Annotated in this window: 15 protein-coding genes; 10 read left to right on the plus strand and 5 right to left on the minus strand. The window is 54.1% G+C overall.

Annotated features, from left to right (window positions below; translation table 11 throughout):
* The 3 genes from clpA to ACTH5D_RS10270 form a co-directional block, all read right to left on the minus strand.
* Positions 1 to 2,135, minus strand: a 2,135-nt coding sequence (gene clpA, locus ACTH5D_RS10260; RefSeq protein WP_441670865.1) for an ATP-dependent Clp protease ATP-binding subunit ClpA, incomplete at its 3' end; no start/stop codon positions are given.
* A 139-nt stretch (positions 2,136 to 2,274) separates the two neighbouring features.
* A complete protein-coding gene (gene clpS / locus ACTH5D_RS10265) occupies positions 2,275 to 2,583 on the minus strand; it encodes an ATP-dependent Clp protease adapter ClpS (RefSeq protein ID WP_096281381.1) in 309 nt (102 codons plus the stop codon).
* Positions 2,584 to 2,849: 266 nt separating this feature from the next.
* Positions 2,850 to 5,084, minus strand: coding sequence for an NADP-dependent isocitrate dehydrogenase (locus ACTH5D_RS10270; protein WP_441670868.1), 2,235 nt, complete (start codon positions 5,082 to 5,084; stop codon positions 2,850 to 2,852).
* A 172-nt stretch (positions 5,085 to 5,256) separates the two neighbouring features.
* Here ACTH5D_RS10270 and ACTH5D_RS10275 point away from each other — a divergent pair, with 172 nt between their 5' ends.
* The 9 genes from ACTH5D_RS10275 to ACTH5D_RS10315 all read left to right on the plus strand — a co-directional run bounded on the left by ACTH5D_RS10275 (position 5,257) and on the right by ACTH5D_RS10315 (position 14,028).
* A complete protein-coding gene (locus tag ACTH5D_RS10275; protein ID WP_441670870.1) occupies positions 5,257 to 5,868 on the plus strand; it encodes a pseudouridine synthase in 612 nt (203 codons plus the stop codon).
* Positions 5,865 to 6,305: an NUDIX hydrolase gene (locus ACTH5D_RS10280; protein WP_441670872.1), complete on the plus strand. Its 441-nt coding sequence runs from the start codon at positions 5,865 to 5,867 to the stop codon at positions 6,303 to 6,305. Before ACTH5D_RS10275 ends, ACTH5D_RS10280 begins: the two co-directional genes overlap by 4 nt.
* 150 nt (positions 6,306 to 6,455) lie before the next feature.
* Complete coding sequence (gene mnmA / locus ACTH5D_RS10285; RefSeq protein ID WP_441670919.1) at positions 6,456 to 7,583, plus strand: tRNA 2-thiouridine(34) synthase MnmA; 1,128 nt, start codon at positions 6,456 to 6,458, stop codon at positions 7,581 to 7,583.
* Entirely contained in the window at positions 7,580 to 8,221 is a 642-nt protein-coding gene (hflD, locus tag ACTH5D_RS10290; RefSeq protein WP_441670874.1) for a high frequency lysogenization protein HflD, read from the plus strand. Before mnmA ends, hflD begins: the two co-directional genes overlap by 4 nt.
* 97 nt (positions 8,222 to 8,318) lie before the next feature.
* Complete coding sequence (purB, locus tag ACTH5D_RS10295) at positions 8,319 to 9,704, plus strand: adenylosuccinate lyase (protein ID WP_441670876.1); 1,386 nt, start codon at positions 8,319 to 8,321, stop codon at positions 9,702 to 9,704.
* A gap of 47 nt (positions 9,705 to 9,751) precedes the next feature.
* Positions 9,752 to 10,939, plus strand: a complete 1,188-nt coding sequence (locus tag ACTH5D_RS10300) for a JmjC domain-containing protein (RefSeq protein WP_441670878.1) — start codon at positions 9,752 to 9,754, stop codon at positions 10,937 to 10,939.
* The gene (locus ACTH5D_RS10305; RefSeq protein WP_441670880.1) at positions 10,939 to 11,364 is read left to right on the plus strand and encodes a GNAT family N-acetyltransferase; all 426 of its coding nucleotides are present in this window, start codon (positions 10,939 to 10,941) and stop codon (positions 11,362 to 11,364) included. Before ACTH5D_RS10300 ends, ACTH5D_RS10305 begins: the two co-directional genes overlap by 1 nt.
* Positions 11,365 to 11,626: 262 nt before the next feature.
* Positions 11,627 to 13,225: an isocitrate lyase gene (locus tag ACTH5D_RS10310; RefSeq protein WP_441670882.1), complete on the plus strand. Its 1,599-nt coding sequence runs from the start codon at positions 11,627 to 11,629 to the stop codon at positions 13,223 to 13,225.
* Between the two features lie 332 nt (positions 13,226 to 13,557).
* A complete protein-coding gene (locus tag ACTH5D_RS10315; protein WP_441670884.1) occupies positions 13,558 to 14,028 on the plus strand; it encodes a glycine zipper 2TM domain-containing protein in 471 nt (156 codons plus the stop codon).
* 110 nt (positions 14,029 to 14,138) lie between these two features.
* Here ACTH5D_RS10315 and ACTH5D_RS10320 read toward each other — a convergent pair whose 3' ends face one another.
* Entirely contained in the window at positions 14,139 to 14,420 is a 282-nt protein-coding gene (locus ACTH5D_RS10320; protein ID WP_441670886.1) for a hypothetical protein, read from the minus strand.
* A gap of 177 nt (positions 14,421 to 14,597) precedes the next feature.
* On the opposite strand from ACTH5D_RS10320, the gene ACTH5D_RS10325 reads away from it, so the two are divergent.
* A complete protein-coding gene (locus ACTH5D_RS10325) occupies positions 14,598 to 15,080 on the plus strand; it encodes an FKBP-type peptidyl-prolyl cis-trans isomerase (protein WP_441670888.1) in 483 nt (160 codons plus the stop codon).
* A gap of 75 nt (positions 15,081 to 15,155) precedes the next feature.
* Here the strand turns inward: ACTH5D_RS10325 and nikR are convergent, their stop codons facing one another.
* The gene (gene nikR, locus ACTH5D_RS10330) at positions 15,156 to 15,566 is read right to left on the minus strand and encodes a nickel-responsive transcriptional regulator NikR (protein ID WP_441670890.1); all 411 of its coding nucleotides are present in this window, start codon (positions 15,564 to 15,566) and stop codon (positions 15,156 to 15,158) included.
* Positions 15,567 to 15,637 lie beyond the last annotated feature (71 nt).

Genomic DNA, 15,637 nt, shown 5'->3' on the forward strand with positions numbered 1-15,637 from the left:
ATGAGACGCGCCATTGGGCGTGCGCCCATATCAGGATCGTAGCCTTTATCCGCCAACCAATTCCTGGCCGTGTCGTCCACATCCATCTGTACGCGCTTCTCATCCAACTGTGCCTGTAGCTCGATCAAGAACTTATCGACCACGTTACGCACCACGGAAACAGGCAGTGCACGGAACTGGATAATGCCATCTAAACGGTTGCGGAACTCGGGAGTGAAAGTGCGTCGAATGACTTCCATGGCATCGGTCGAGTGATCCTGATGCTGGAAACCAATCGAACGACGCGAGGCCTGCTCAGCCCCGGCATTAGACGTCATGATCAAGATAACATGACGGAAATCAGCTTGACGTCCGTTGTTGTCGGTCAAGCGGCCATGATCCATAACCTGCAGCAGCAGATTGAAGACTTCCGGGTGCGCCTTCTCAATCTCATCCAACAGCAGTACGCAGTGCGGCTGCTTGGTCACGGCTTCGGTTAACAAACCGCCTTGGTCATAGCCCACATAGCCCGGAGGCGCACCAATCAACCGCGATACGGTATGGCGCTCCATATACTCGGACATATCAAAGCGCACCAGCTCAATGCCCATGATATGGGCAAGCTGTTTGGCCACTTCGGTCTTACCAACGCCTGTCGGCCCTGCAAACAGGAAGCTACCCACGGGTTTGTCAGGTGACTTTAAACCGGCTCGCGAGAGCTTAATGGCCGCAGAAAGGCTATCAATCGCCTCATCCTGACCGAACACCAGCATTTTCAAATCACGATCAAGTTTTTCAAGCTGCTTGCGGTCTGAGCTTGAAACACTCTTAGGCGGAATGCGCGCAATTGAAGCAACCACCGCCTCTACTTGCTCAACGTCGATCGTTTTAGCACGCACTTCTGGCGGCAGTAGCCGCTGATGAGCACCCGCCTCATCAATAACATCAATCGCTTTGTCGGGCAGGTAGCGATCATTGATATAGCGATCTGCTAGGCGCGTTGCACTTTCCAGCGCCGCGTCTGTGTACTTCAATTCATGGTGTTCTTCAAAGCGCGACCGCAGCCCTTTAAGGATTTTAATAGTGTCATCTACCGATGGCGCCATTACATCCACTTTTTGGAAGCGCCGCGCCAGAGCACGATCTTTCTCAAAGATGCCGCGGAATTCTTGGAACGTCGTCGAGCCAATGCAGCGCAGCTCGCCGGAAGAAAGCAGCGGTTTGAGCAGGTTCGATGCATCCATCACACCACCGGAGGCAGCGCCAGCACCGATGACCGTGTGAATTTCATCAATGAACAACACGGCGTTGGGCTGCTTGCGAAGCTCACTCAGCAAACTTTTGAGACGCTTCTCAAAATCGCCGCGGTATTTGGTGCCCGCAAGCAGAGCGCCCATGTCCAATGAGTAAACAACGGCATCGGCAATAACATCGGGCACATCCTCTTCAACGATACGCTTCGCCAAGCCTTCTGCAATCGCCGTTTTACCCACGCCCGCCTCGCCTACCAGCAGCGGGTTATTTTTACGCCGGCGCGCCAAAATCTGCACGACGCGCTCAAGCTCATGATCACGGCCAATTAATGGGTCAATTTTACCCAGCCGCGCCTGCTCGTTTAAATTGGTGGCATAGCCATTAAGCGGATGCGCTGCACCTTCACCGCCGCCGTCTTCCACATCATCGTTTTCTGAAGAAGGAGAAGGCGAAGGGCCGTGGCCAGCAACTTTTGAAATTCCGTGCGCGATGTAATTCACCGCATCAACACGGGCAACGCTTTGCTGCTTAAGGAAGTATACGGCCTGACTTTCTTGCTCAGAGAAGATCGCTACCAGCACGTTAGCGCCAGTCACTTCGCTCTTACCCGATGACTGAACATGGAAAACGGAGCGCTGTAAAACACGCTGAAAACCGAGCGTGGGTTGGGTTTCGCGATCACCCTGCCCTTCAGGAATAAGCGGCGTGGTCGAGTTAATAAAATCCTGCAGATCGGAGCGCAGCTTGTCGAGATTAGCTCCGCAAGCCTTCAGCACGTCAACCGCGGAGGCATTATCCAGCAACGCGAGCAGCAGGTGCTCAACGGTCATAAACTCATGGCGTTTAGAGCGCGCCACGGTAAAGGCCGTGTTCAGGGTCATTTCAAGTTCTTTGCTCAGCATGGCAGTCCCCTTTTCGCTACTTCCTAGGGCGTGTCGCCACCTAGGACTTGCGTCGGATCAGTGTAATCGACCAGTACTCTCAACATCGGGTACAAATGGCACGGTTGCAAGCCTCACCGCCAATTTTTTCTCACACTTTTTAACTGGCGGCCTCAATATCACTTATCAACGGGTGCTCACACTCCCGGGCGTACTCATTTACCTGATAGCTTTTGGTTTCAGCTATATCACGAGTAAACACGCCACAGGTGCCCTTTCCCTGGGTATGTACCGCAAGCATGACCTGAACGGCCTTCTCGCTATCCATGTTGAAAAAATCTTGCAGCACTTCAATAACGAACTCCATCGGTGTGTAGTCGTCGTTATGAAGCACCACTTTATAAAGCGGCGGCTGCGCCAGCGCGGGTTCCGCTGACTGAACCGCTATATCACCGTCTTCATCAGGCATATTTGGCCGCGATGCGCCGGCTTTCACGGAGAAAGAGGCCAAGCATGGGCTTTCTAGGTTGGACATAAGCAGCACAATGAGTTGTCTCGACGCTGATCGATGGAAGAGCCTGAGGAATATTAATAATACGTCTCAGACGCTGCCGATCAGCAAGGGTTCATGAAAAATTAAGATATCACAGGGTGTAACAGAGAACAGAGGGCTCAATGCAAAAACCCCCGCCCGCCAAGCGGACGGGGGTTCACAGGCTAAATCAACGCGTACGCTTAGCCCTTAGCGACCATAGCTAACGCTGCATTTAGCGTTTTGCTGGGGCGCATCACTTGCTCAGTCAACGCGTGGTCAGGGTGATAGTAGCCACGGATATCGGTAGACTGGCCCTGAACACCGTTCAGCTCATCCAAAATAGCGGTTTCTTTGGACGTCAGTGCTTCTGCCAAACGACCAAACAACTCTTTAAGCTCAGCGTCGTCATTCTGCTCAGCCAGCGCCTGTGCCCAGTAAAGCGCCAGATAGAAGTGACTGCCACGGTTGTCGAGCTCACCCACCTTGCGTGAAGGCGATTTATTGCTGTCCAGGAATTTGCCATTAGCCTGATCAAGCGCTTTCGCCAATACGGTTGCACGAGCGTTATCGAAGGTGCTGCCCAGATGCTCCAAAGACGCGGCTAAGGCCAAGAACTCGCCCAGTGAATCCCAGCGCAAATGGTTTTCTTCAAGCAGCTGCTGCACATGCTTAGGTGCAGAACCACCCGCGCCGGTCTCAAACAAGCCGCCGCCGTTCATTAGCGGTACGATCGAAAGCATCTTCGCGCTGGTGCCCAGCTCCATAATCGGGAACAGGTCGGTCAGGTAGTCACGCAATACGTTACCGGTGACGGAGATTGTGTCTTCGCCTTTACGGATGCGCGCCAGAGAGAAGCTCATCGCCTCTTCTGGCGTCATGATACGAATATCCAGGCCGTCGGTATCATGATCTTTCAAGTAGCTTTCTACTTTCTTGATCAGCTGAGCATCGTGGGCACGCTGGGCGTCCAGCCAGAAAATAGCGGGCGTGCCGCTTTCACGGGCGCGGTTAACGGCCAGCTTGACCCAATCGCGCACAGGCGCATCTTTGGTTTGGCACATACGCCAGATATCGCCCTGCTCAACACTGTGCTCAAGCACTACGTTGCCGCTGGAATCGGTGACACGCACCGTGCCGTCTACGGCGATTTGGAAGGTTTTATCGTGAGAACCGTACTCTTCGGCTTTTTGCGCCATCAGACCTACGTTAGGCACGCTGCCCATAGTGGTCGGATCAAACGCACCGTGCTGTTTGCAGTCTTCGATCACGCTCTGATAGATACCGGCATAGCAGCGATCCGGAATCACCGCTTTCACGTCGTGAAGCTGGTCATCGGCGCCCCACATTTTGCCGGAGTCGCGAATCATCGCAGGCATCGACGCATCGATAATCACATCGCTAGGCACGTGCAGGTTGGTGATACCTTTATGCGAGTTCACCATGGCCAAGCGTGGGCGCTCGGCATAAAGCGCCTGGATCTCATCCTGAATTTGCGTCTGACGCTCTTCAGGCAGCGTTTTAATCGCTGAATACAGGTCGCCGATACCGTTATTGGGATCGAACCCGGCCTGCTTGAGAACGTCAGCGTGCTTGCTTAGCACGTCCTGATAGAACTCAGTCACCACCATGCCGAACATGATGGGGTCAGAAACCTTCATCATGGTCGCTTTAAGGTGTAGCGAGAACAGCACATCTTTCGCTTTTGCATCCGCAACTTCTTCAGCAACAAAGCGGCGCAGCGCGTTACGGCTCATCACAGCACCGTCAACAACTTCACCGGCAAGCACGGCCGTTTTCTGCTTGAGCACCGTCGTGTTGCCATCGTTTGCCACGAGTTCAATCTTAAGATCGCCTGCATGCTCGATAAGTGCTGACTTTTCGCTGCCATAAAAGTCGCCATCACGCATGTGTGAAACGTGAGATTTAGAGTCGCTGCTCCACTCGCCCATGCGGTGCGGGTATTTGCGGGCATAGTTTTTAACTGACAGCGGCGCACGACGGTCAGAGTTACCTTCACGCAGCACAGGGTTAACGGCGCTACCTTTGGTTTTGTCGTAACGCGTTTGAATGTCTTTGTCTTCATCACTCTGCGGCGCTTCCGGGTAATCAGGAAGCTTATAACCCTGCTGCTGTAGCTCTTTGATAACAGCCTTCAGCTGCGGCAAAGACGCGCTGATGTTAGGCAGTTTAATAATGTTAGCTTCAGGGGTCTTGGTCAGTTCGCCAAGTTCCGCCAGATGATCGTCGATCTGCTGCTCTTCACTCAGATAGTCAGGAAATTGAGAGATAATCCGCGCAGCCAAGGAGATATCGCGAGTCTCTACTTTAATGCCCGCAGAATCGGTAAATGCGTCGATAATCGGCAGCAGGGAGTGAGTCGCAAGCGCTGGGGCTTCGTCGGTGAGCGTGTAGATGATCTTCGGCGTTTTGGTCATTTTTGCGTTAACCTCTCTTGTCACTACGATTGCAAGAAATCTTGAGCGGAGCGTGCGCTTAATGGTGGGCGCCCCAGCAAGTAGCCGGAGTATACCAGCGCTGCACTTTTTACGCATGAGTGATACGCCAAGACGCCAGGGCAGCGAATCAAGAAATGGATAAAGAGATGTCATGAGCAACCTCTATTTATTGCACAAGCCTTTTCAAGTATTGAGCCAGTTTAGCGACCGCGAAGGACGCCAAACATTGGCACAATATATTGATGTGAAAGACATTTACCCGGCTGGGCGGCTGGATTACGACTCCGAAGGATTGCTACTGCTCAGCAGCGATGGCGAACTCATCCACCACATCTCGCACCCGCGCCACAAACAGCCTAAAACCTACTGGGCTCAGGTTGAGGGGCAAATAGACGATGCTGCGCTCACAGCGCTACGCCAGGGCATCACGCTGAAAGACGGCCCAACGCAGCCCGCCAAGGCACGCCGTATTGAGCCACCCACGACCGCCCCACGCCAGCCGGCCATCGACCCCAGACGCCATCCTTCGACCAGCTGGCTGGAACTCACTATTAGCGAAGGCCGTAACCGCCAAGTGCGGCGCATGACCGCTCACGTCGGCTTTCCAACGCTGCGCTTAATTCGCGCAGCAATTGGCCCCTGGCGGCTAGGCGACCTTGCCCCCGGCGAGTGGCGTAAAGAAACGCTACACGCGCCCCGACCAGCCAATTCGCCTCAGCGAAAACGCGTACAACCCGCTGCAAAGCGTCGAAAACCAACGTGAGTGCAATTCACAGTACAGCGGCCTGCGTGGTTCAGCGCGGCGAGCATTTTTTGATGGTGGAAGAACAGCGCGACGGCCCCGCCAGCGTTTTTAATCAGCCTGCTGGGCATATCGAAGCCGGCGAAGGCCCCATCGCGGCTATTTTGCGAGAAGTGCAGGAAGAGACGGCCTGGCAGGTGTCGCTCACCGGCTACCTGGGGCTCTACGTTTTTCATGCCAATGGCGGGCAAACATTTCACAGCCACGGCTTTACGGCTGAGCCACTTGATCAGCTCGACCTCGCCCTAGACCCTGACATTATCGCCGCTCACTGGCTCACGCTTGAGCAAATACGTGCGCTAAACCAGCAGCAACGACTACGTAGCCCGCTAGTGCTGCAGCGCATTGAGGACGCTATAAGCGGGTGCTGTTATCCGCTGACAGTGATTCGTGAGTGAAGCAATCAAAGCCCTTCCCCATCGTGTATAATCTCCGCCCAATTGCAGCTCATTATTTACATACGCCTATTTTTGTTGCACACCACCGCTCCTGTAAGGATACCTATGTCATTTCAAACCGGGTCATCCACTGATTCCACCGCGCCGACGATGTCCATGCCTGGGCCAGCCACTCGCGGCAAAGTCATTGTCGGCATGTCCGGCGGCGTCGATTCTTCTGTTTCGGCCGTTCTCCTCATGCAGCAAGGCTATGAGGTGGAAGGCCTGTTTATGAAAAACTGGGATGAGGACGACGGCACCGATTACTGTACGGCCAAAGAGGATCTTGCTGACGCTGAGGCGGTGTGCGAAAAGCTGGGTATTAAGTTGCATACCGCAAACTTTGCGGCAGAGTACTGGGATAATGTCTTTGAGCACTTTTTAGCCGAATACAAAGCAGGCCGCACGCCCAACCCGGATATTCTGTGTAACCGGGAAATCAAGTTTAAGGTGTTTCTTGAATACGCCGAAATGCTGGGTGCCGATAAAATCGCCACCGGCCACTATGTGCGCGAAGCTCAGCGCAACGGTCGCCCTCGTTTGCTAAAAGGCTTGGATGGCAATAAAGATCAAAGCTACTTTCTACATGCGGTGCCAGAAGCCGCCATTGCACGCACGCTGTTTCCCGTTGGGGAGCTTGAAAAGCCTGCAGTACGCGCTATCGCAGAACAGCACGGCCTGATTACCGCCAAGAAAAAAGACTCCACCGGCATCTGCTTTATCGGCGAGCGCCGCTTTCGCGATTTTCTGCAGCAGTATCTTCCCGCGCAGCCCGGTTGCATAGAAACGCCGGAAGGTGATGTGATTGGCGAGCACATGGGGCTGATGTACTACACCCTTGGTCAGCGCCAGGGGTTAGGTATTGGCGGGCTTGCCAACTACTCGGAGGAGCCCTGGTACGTGGCGACTAAAGACCTGGAGCGCAACGTACTAATCGCGGTGCAGGGCAAGCACCATGCTTTGCTCTCCTCTGATTCGCTAGCTACCGAGGCCATGGACTGGGTGGCGGGCGAGCCGTCGGTTCAACAAGGCCGTTTTACCGCCAAAACGCGCTATCGGCAAAGTGACTGTGGCTGTGAAATGCGCGTTCTACCCAGCGGCGGCGTCGAGGTTACCTTCGATGATCCGCAATGGGCGGTAACGCCAGGCCAGTCGCTGGTGCTTTACGATGGCGATATCTGCTTGGGCGGCGGTGTTATTTGCGCTATCTGGAAAAAAGACGCGGAGGCCGCGGCATGAATCCCACCACCCCGATTCACCGTGCGCCAGACTCCCCCGCCGTGCGCCAAGCGCTAGCCCTGGCAGGCGTCTTTCAAGCCGCCAGCCTGGTGGACGAACTTGCTCGCACCGGCCAGGTCGACACGCGCGCCTGGGACACGCTCATTGAAGCCACGGTGGATACTAACCCACCGAGCTTCGAAGCCATCTATGGTGGGCACCCGAACAATCTTCGCCGTGGCCTGGAAACCTTAGAAGCGTTGGTGGGCCGCAAACAGGCCAATCCTGTCGTGCTGCGCTACGGCTTTTCACTGCTCATGCTGATGAATAAACTGCGCACCAATAATGCGATGGTGGATTCGCTCGGCCAAAAATTAACGCGCATTCAGGGGCAGGCCGAGCACTTCGGCTCTACCCACGAAAACGTCGTTGCCAGCCTAGGCGAAGCGTATCAAGAGACGCTCTCGACCTTTAAAACCCGCATTGTGGTGCAGGGCGACCCGTCGCTGCTGCAAAGCCGCATGATGCCCGAACGCGTACGCGCCTGCTTAATGGGCGGCATCCGTTTTGGGCTATTATGGCATCAGCAAGGCGGGCGGCGCTGGAGGCTTGTGTTCCAACGCAAGGCGCTGCGCCGCGCGCTGGACAGCCTCAGTTAGGCGGCCAATGCCATTAATTAGCTGACTTCTTTTGAACCGATTGTTTTTGAACCGTTTGTTTGAACAACCTGCTCTCGAACCACCTGGAAACGATGCCATGCAACTCTCCGCTTTGACCGCTCTCTCCCCCGTTGACGGCCGCTACGCTTCTAAAGCTGCCGCCCTGCGCGAACACTTCAGCGAATTCGGCCTGATCCGCGCCCGTGTGATTGTGGAAGTTCGCTGGCTACAGCGCCTGGCCGAGCAAGCTCAAATCACTGAAGTGCCGCCTCTATCCACTGATGCGACGGCGTTTCTTGAGCAGTTGATTACCGAGTTCTCGCTCAACGATGCCGAGCGCATCAAAGAAATCGAGCGCACCACTAATCACGATGTCAAAGCGGTTGAGTACTTCCTTAAAGAGAAGATTGCGGATCAGGCCGAGCTGCATGCAGTTACCGAGTTCATTCACTTCGCCTGCACCAGCGAAGACATCAACAACCTTTCTTACGGCGTGATGCTTAGCGACGGCCTTAAGGCCATGCTGGCCACCATGCATGAAGTGGCTGACCACATTACCAAACTGGCCATTGCCCATGCTGCCCAGCCGATGCTGTCGCGTACCCATGGTCAAACCGCCACGCCCACAACGCTGGGTAAAGAAATGGCAAACGTGGCGTACCGTCTTAAGCGCCAGCTAAAGCAGATTGAAGCAGTGGAGATACTGGGTAAGATCAACGGTGCCGTGGGTAACTATAACGCCCACCTGACGACCTACCCTGAAGTCGACTGGGAAGCCAACGCGCGCACCTTTGTGGAAGGATTAGGACTGACGTTCAATCCCTACACCACTCAGATCGAGCCACACGACTACATTGCCGAGCTGTTTGATGCCATGTGCCGCTTCAACACGATCCTGATCGATTTTGATCGCGACGTATGGGGCTATATTTCACTGGGCTACTTTAAACAGCGCACGGTTGAAGGCGAGATTGGCTCTTCCACCATGCCGCATAAAGTTAACCCGATTGATTTTGAAAACTCTGAAGGCAACCTGGGTCTCGCCAATGCGATACTTGGCCATCTTTCTCAAAAACTGCCTATTTCTCGCTGGCAGCGCGACCTGACCGACTCCACCGTACTGCGTAACCTAGGCGTGGGCCTGGCGTATGGTTTAATTGCTTACCACGCCAGCCTAAAAGGCATCAGCAAGCTTGAAGCCAACCCAGAGCGCCTGGACGCCGACCTGGATAACAGCTGGGAAGTGCTCGCCGAGCCGATCCAAACGGTCATGCGTCGCTACGGCATCGAAAAGCCCTATGAAAAACTTAAGCAGTTAACGCGTGGCAAACGTATCGACCAGGCCGGTTTTGCCGCGTTCATTGACTCTCTTGAACTACCTAATGATGTCAAAACCGAACTGAAAGCGCTGTCACCGGCAAGCTACATTGGCAACGCTCAGGCACAGGCCGAAGCGCTGACAAAAAAGCTCGGCTCCTTGTAACGCCCTTTGCTGCGACCACCTCTTTCTCCAGCACGACAGGATACGCCATGAACCATCACGATAAGCCGCTAACCCTTCTGGGCGACCTTACCGCCGCAGATTTCTTAGCCAATTATTGGCAGCAAAAACCGCTGCTGATTCGTGGCGCCATGCCAGACTTTATCAGCCCCATTGAGGCCGACGAACTGGCGGGGCTGGCCTGTGAGCCTGGCGTAGAGGCTCGCCTAGTCGAGGAAGAAGGCCCTGACGGCCCTTGGCAGGTATCTCACGGCCCCTTTGATGAAGCCACCTTTGCACGGCTGCCGGAAACTAACTGGAGCCTGCTGGTTCAAGCGGTTGACCACTACGTGCCCGCCGTTGCAGCGCTGATGGACGAGTTTGATTTTCTACCGCGCTGGCGCCTTGATGACGTCATGATCAGCTATGCACCTCCTGGCGGCAACGTGGGCGCGCATATTGATCAATACGATGTCTTTTTGCTTCAGGCCAGCGGGTACCGCCGTTGGCAGTTAGGTGGCAAATTAACCGAAGATGCTCCGATCATTGCAGGCATTGATCTGCGTATCCTGCAAGAATTCACCATCGAGCCCGACTCCGACTGGGTGCTTGAACCGGGCGACATGTTGTATCTTCCCCCCGGCTGGGCGCACCACGGTGTCAGTCAAAGCGATGATTGCATGACTATTTCGCTCGGCTTTCGCGCGCCCTCTGCTGACGAAGCCATCACGTCCTATGCGGATTTTTTGGGCGAACAGCTTCCCGCATCCCAGCGCTATAGCGATGCGGGCATGGTGCCTGCAAACCTGACCGGCGAGCTGGATGATGCAGCCATTGAGCGTATGCGTCAGTTGATTGTGTCGACACTCGATAACCCGGTGCAAATAGCGCAATGGTTTGGCCGCGTAATGACCCAGCCAAAATATGTCGATCAAGTGGTGCCGCTTGAAACACCGCTGACCGAAGCGGCGCTTGTTGCTCAACTACAAGACGGCGAACCGCTTTATCACATGCCCGGCTCGCGCTTTGCTTGGCGCAGCGAAGCAGGCGGCACCACGCTGTTTGTCGATGGCGACAGCCACGCCTGCTCTGCTGAGCTAGCCCTGCGCTTGGCTGACGCAACCCCGCTCTACGCCGAAGACCTTGAAATTGACGGTGCAGCAGCGCTGATTACGCAGTTGGTTAACACCGGCAGCCTCGGCTTTATGAGCGATGAAGGCGACGACGAGGAGTATTAATGGCGATTGCCCATATAACCTCTGGCGATTGGGAAACACTTGGCCCGGCTGCCAGTGAGATCCGCCACCGGGTATTCATTGACGAGCAAAGCGTGCCACAGGAAGAGGAATGGGACGGCCTTGATCCTGAATGCCTGCACTTTCTAGCCACGCTTGACGGGCAGCCAGCAGGCACCGCCCGGCTGCTGCCGGATGCGCATATTGGTCGCGTTGCCGTGCTCGCTAACGCCCGAGGCACCGGCATTGGGGTGCTGCTAATGAAGGCGGCGATAGAGGCGGCACGCCATGCGGGCCACTCTCAGGTAGCGCTTAGTGCCCAGGCTCATGCGCTGGCGTTTTATGAGCGGCTAGGTTTCGTCGCTCACGGCGATGAGTATATGGATGCGGGCATCCCACATCGCGATATGACGCTCTCACTGACGTAACAAGCCGCCGTAATCAACCTTTAGTACTGCCTCGGCAGTGCTTTTTTATACCTGTTTGGCAAAAAACAACTACCTAAACCCACCAGAAACCCTCCTTTCCGCTACCCCGCTGTCGTCGGGTTACAACGCCCTGTGCACCCAAGTGTCAATTGTTGAATTAAGCATACTCGTCGATAGTTGTTGCACTGCAGCGTTACGGCAATGCGTTGCTAATTTGCGCAAGACCATTACGACTCAAGCCATCATTAAAGAGGGTAAGCTCATGTCAGGACTACTCGACGATATCAAGGCCATGGCCCAACTACGTGAAGCACAGGGCGGCAAATGGGAAGCCATTAAACCTGAGTACGCCGCCCGAATGCGGGTTCAAAACCGCTTTCATACCGGCATCGACATTGCTCGCTACACCGCTAAAATCATGCGTGAAGATATGGCCGTCTATGACGCGGACACTGCGCAGTACACTCAATCGCTTGGCTGCTGGCACGGTTTTATTGGCCAGCAGAAGCTTATTTCGATCAAAAAACACTTTGGTACCGCTAAACGTAGCTACCTCTACCTTTCTGGTTGGATGGTCGCCGCCCTGCGCTCCGAGTTCGGCCCACTGCCTGATCAGTCGATGCACGAAAAGACCTCGGTCGCGGATCTCATTGAAGAACTTTATACGTTCTTGAAACAAGCCGATGCCTGGGAACTTAACCACCTTTTCCGCGCTTTGGACGATGCTAAAGACGCGGGCGACAGTGGCGAAAAGCAGCGACTGATCAGTAAAATTGACGCTTATGAAACGCATATTGTGCCGATCATTGCCGATATCGATGCAGGCTTTGGTAATGCGGAAGCTACCTATCTACTGGCCAAAAAATTCATCCAAGCGGGCGCCTGCTGTATCCAACTGGAAAACCAAGTCTCTGATGAGAAACAGTGTGGTCATCAGGACGGCAAAGTCACCGTTCCCCATGAAGACTTCTTGGCCAAAATTAACGCCGTGCGTTACGCCTTTTTAGAGCTGGGTATCGATGACGGCGTGATCGTGGCGCGCACCGACTCATTGGGCGCCGGTTTGACGCAAAAAATTGCCGTAACCCATGAACCCGGTGATCTTGGCGACCAGTACAACAGTTTCATCGACGGCGATGTAATTGAAAACGCTGCCGACATCAACAACGGCGATGTCGTCATCAAACAGAACGGCAAGCTGGTCAAACCTAAGCGACTCGCCTCAGGCCTCTATCAGTTCAAGCCAGGCTCTGGCGAAGATCGCGTTATTCTGGACTGCATCACCAGCTTGCAAAATGGTGCTGATCTGCTGTGGATCGAAACCGAAAAACCCCATGTTGGGCAAATTGCGAGCATGGTGAACCGTATCCGTGATGTGGTGCCGGATGCCAAGCTGGTCTACAACAACTCACCTTCGTTTAACTGGACGCTCAACTTCCGCCAGCAGGTGTTTGATGCTTGGCAAGAAGAAGGTAAAAACGTGGCGGCGTATCAGCGTGAAAAACTGATGAACGCCGAGTACGACGACACCGAGCTTGGCCAACTGGCCGATGAATGGACGCGCAACTTCCAGCGTGACTCTTCTCGCGATGCGGGTATTTTCCACCACCTAATCACGCTACCTACTTACCATACCGCCGCCCTATCGACTGACAACTTGGCAAAAGGGTACTTCGGTGAGGAAGGCATGCTGGCGTACGTGAAAGGTGTCCAGCGTCAAGAAATCCGCCAAGGCATTGCCACGGTTCGCCATCAGGACATGGCTGGTTCCAACATTGGCGATGATCATAAAGAGTTTTTCCATGGCGATGCCGCGCTCAAAGCCGGTGGCAAAGACAACACCATGAATCAGTTTGGCTAATCATAGACGCTTGATGCATTCATACGCTTATCGGAGCTTATAACAGGAGGCCTTCTGGCCTTCTGTTTTAGTTCTCGTGTAGTATTTGCACACTACTTTCTTAATACGCTGTTACACTCTTGGTTAAGCTATTGATAGGCTATTATTTTTACGCATTGATCTTTTTAGACGATAGCTGGTCAAAGGCGCTAGTATCGGCTATCTTTAACGAACACTGTTCTATAACTGCGATCCATCCTTTGTCTACCTGTTGGTAGCAGCTATACGGGCGACAGTTACTCAAGACAGCTATTTAAGATAGTTATTCAAATAGATATACCTTGGAGGTTTTAATGAAACGTATTCTTCTACCTGTTGCCGCAATGAGCATTCTTACGCTGGCAGGCTGTGCCAATACATCTGGTTACTCTGGCGATGTCTATCGCGGAAGCCAAGCGCAAACAGGTCAAAACGTGACTTACGGCACGATCGTGGCGGTTCGTCAGGTACAGATCCAGGCTGAAAGCCGTGCGGGCGGGCTGCTGGGTACCGGTGGCGGCGCTATCATCGGTGGCCTTTTGGGCAGCCAAATTGGTGGCGGTTCAGGACGCCAGCTAGCCACCGTTGCCGGCGCACTGGGTGGCTCAGTAGCAGGCACTGCAGCGGAAGGCAGTGCTAACCGGGTAGCGGCGTTAGAAATGGAAATTCGTCGCGATGACGGCACTGATGTGGTCGTTGTACAACGCGCGGATCATCCCTTCCAAGCGGGCCAGCGTGTACGTTTGATTGGTAACGGCGGCAACATGAGCGTTGCGCCCTACTAACGTATTGTGACGGCCATTGAAGGCGATTTTTCACTAGCCGCTTAACGTTAGCAAAAAGCCCGGCCATCATTGATGGCCGGGCTTTTTTATCGAGTGCTACCAAGCGACGCTTAAAAGTTAGCCTTGTTGCCGGCCCAGCCTACTAGCGCCGAGACGCCCCAGCCGATAAGACCTAGCAGTATCGCTACCAGCAGCATTTCAACTGGCTGCACCAGGGTCGTTGCGCCCAGTACCGCTAGCGTGATCACCCACAGGTAACGGTTGTCACCGTCGCTTTTCAAAAAGCCGGGCAATACCTTATCTAACCCCTGACTAACGCCGTTGTTCCAGCGCTGATTGACAAAATAAGCAATCAGGCAAAAAGCGATGAGCCAAATAAACAAAATCGTCATTGAGTGCTCCAAAGATAATAGGGCAAAGGAAAAAGTGATGGTCGTAGGGTATCCCTGGTCACCCTAACGCGCAACACCGTCTAAAGGCTTAGAGAGGAAAAAGCGCTCTTACCCCCCTGACAAGCCAGCACACACGCGTTACCATATTGGGACATGCACTCACCGAAAGGTTATTCCATGCAAATTGCGCAAAATGCTGTTGTCGCATTCCACTACACCCTGACTAATGATGCAGGTGAGGTGCTTGACAGTTCTGAAGGCCGTGAGCCGCTTACCTATCTCCATGGCGCCGGCAACATCATTCCGGGTCTTGAGAAAGAGCTAGAAGGTCGTGCAGCGGGCGAAAAACTTAACGTTGCAGTATCGCCAGCCGAAGGCTACGGCGAGCTGCAAGAAGAGCTGATGCAAGAAGTACCTCGCGATGCCTTCCAAGGCGTTGAGAGCATCGAGCCGGGTATGCAGTTTCAAGCCCAGACTCAAGGCGGCCCGCTAATGGTTACCGTCAAGAAGATTGAAGGCGATACGGTTGTTGTTGATGGCAATCACCCGCTGGCTGGTCAGAACCTCAACTTTGACGTTGAAATCGCTGAAGTACGCGAAGCAAGCGCTGATGAAGTTGAGCACGGCCACGTGCATGGTGAAGGTGGCGTTGAGCACTAAGTGCCTCGCGATACCGATCAAAAAAGGTGACCCTTGGGTCACCTTTTTTTATGCCTATGATTAAGGAACCCCTGGTTAAGCTTCTTTATCATTGGGGATTAGCACTAGCTGCCCGTGACGAACGCTTCTTGATGAAATCACTTCGGCCGCAAACTGCTTTAACGCACTCCCCTGGCCCTTGAGCAGAGCAACTTCAAGGCAGCTGTCATGATTAATATGCACATGCAACGTTGAAAGCGTCAGGTGGTGGTGGTCGTGTGAGTGACGCGTTAGACGCTTAGACAGCTCCCGGGCTGCATGGTCATAAACATACACCAGCGCACCCATACAAGGCGCATCAGGCGCAGCCTCTTCCCTCACCTGCTTTAAACCGCTGCGCGTTAAGTCGCGAATCGCTTCAGAGCGATTCTGGTAACCACGCTCATGCATTAGCGTATCGACTTCTGCGAGAAGCTCCTGGTCAAGCGTTACCGTTACACGCTGCATTCACGCCCCCTTTGCTGATTGGCTGTTCACATGCTGACGACACTGTCAGTATGATGTTATTGTAAAAACAT

This window comes from Halomonas sp., from assembly GCF_052095695.1.
Taxonomy (GTDB): Bacteria; Pseudomonadota; Gammaproteobacteria; order Pseudomonadales; family Halomonadaceae; genus Vreelandella.

What these genes read in the sequence shown, in the direction of transcription:
- ACTH5D_RS10315 (WP_441670884.1), top strand. Translation starts at nt 13,558, where the DNA reads ATGAAACGTATTCTTCTACCTGTTGCCGCAATGAGCATTCTTACGCTG.
- ACTH5D_RS10275 (WP_441670870.1), top strand. Translation starts at nt 5,257, where the DNA reads ATGAGCAACCTCTATTTATTGCACAAGCCTTTTCAAGTATTGAGCCAG.
- mnmA (WP_441670919.1), top strand. Translation starts at nt 6,456, where the DNA reads ATGTCCATGCCTGGGCCAGCCACTCGCGGCAAAGTCATTGTCGGCATG.
- ACTH5D_RS10300 (WP_441670878.1), top strand. Translation starts at nt 9,752, where the DNA reads ATGAACCATCACGATAAGCCGCTAACCCTTCTGGGCGACCTTACCGCC.
- hflD (WP_441670874.1), top strand. Translation starts at nt 7,580, where the DNA reads ATGAATCCCACCACCCCGATTCACCGTGCGCCAGACTCCCCCGCCGTG.
- ACTH5D_RS10310 (WP_441670882.1), top strand. Translation starts at nt 11,627, where the DNA reads ATGTCAGGACTACTCGACGATATCAAGGCCATGGCCCAACTACGTGAA.
- ACTH5D_RS10305 (WP_441670880.1), top strand. Translation starts at nt 10,939, where the DNA reads ATGGCGATTGCCCATATAACCTCTGGCGATTGGGAAACACTTGGCCCG.
- ACTH5D_RS10320 (WP_441670886.1), bottom strand. Translation starts at nt 14,420, where the DNA reads ATGACGATTTTGTTTATTTGGCTCATCGCTTTTTGCCTGATTGCTTAT.
- clpS (WP_096281381.1), bottom strand. Translation starts at nt 2,583, where the DNA reads ATGCCTGATGAAGACGGTGATATAGCGGTTCAGTCAGCGGAACCCGCG.
- ACTH5D_RS10270 (WP_441670868.1), bottom strand. Translation starts at nt 5,084, where the DNA reads ATGACCAAAACGCCGAAGATCATCTACACGCTCACCGACGAAGCCCCA.
- ACTH5D_RS10325 (WP_441670888.1), top strand. Translation starts at nt 14,598, where the DNA reads ATGCAAATTGCGCAAAATGCTGTTGTCGCATTCCACTACACCCTGACT.
- nikR (WP_441670890.1), bottom strand. Translation starts at nt 15,566, where the DNA reads ATGCAGCGTGTAACGGTAACGCTTGACCAGGAGCTTCTCGCAGAAGTC.
- purB (WP_441670876.1), top strand. Translation starts at nt 8,319, where the DNA reads ATGCAACTCTCCGCTTTGACCGCTCTCTCCCCCGTTGACGGCCGCTAC.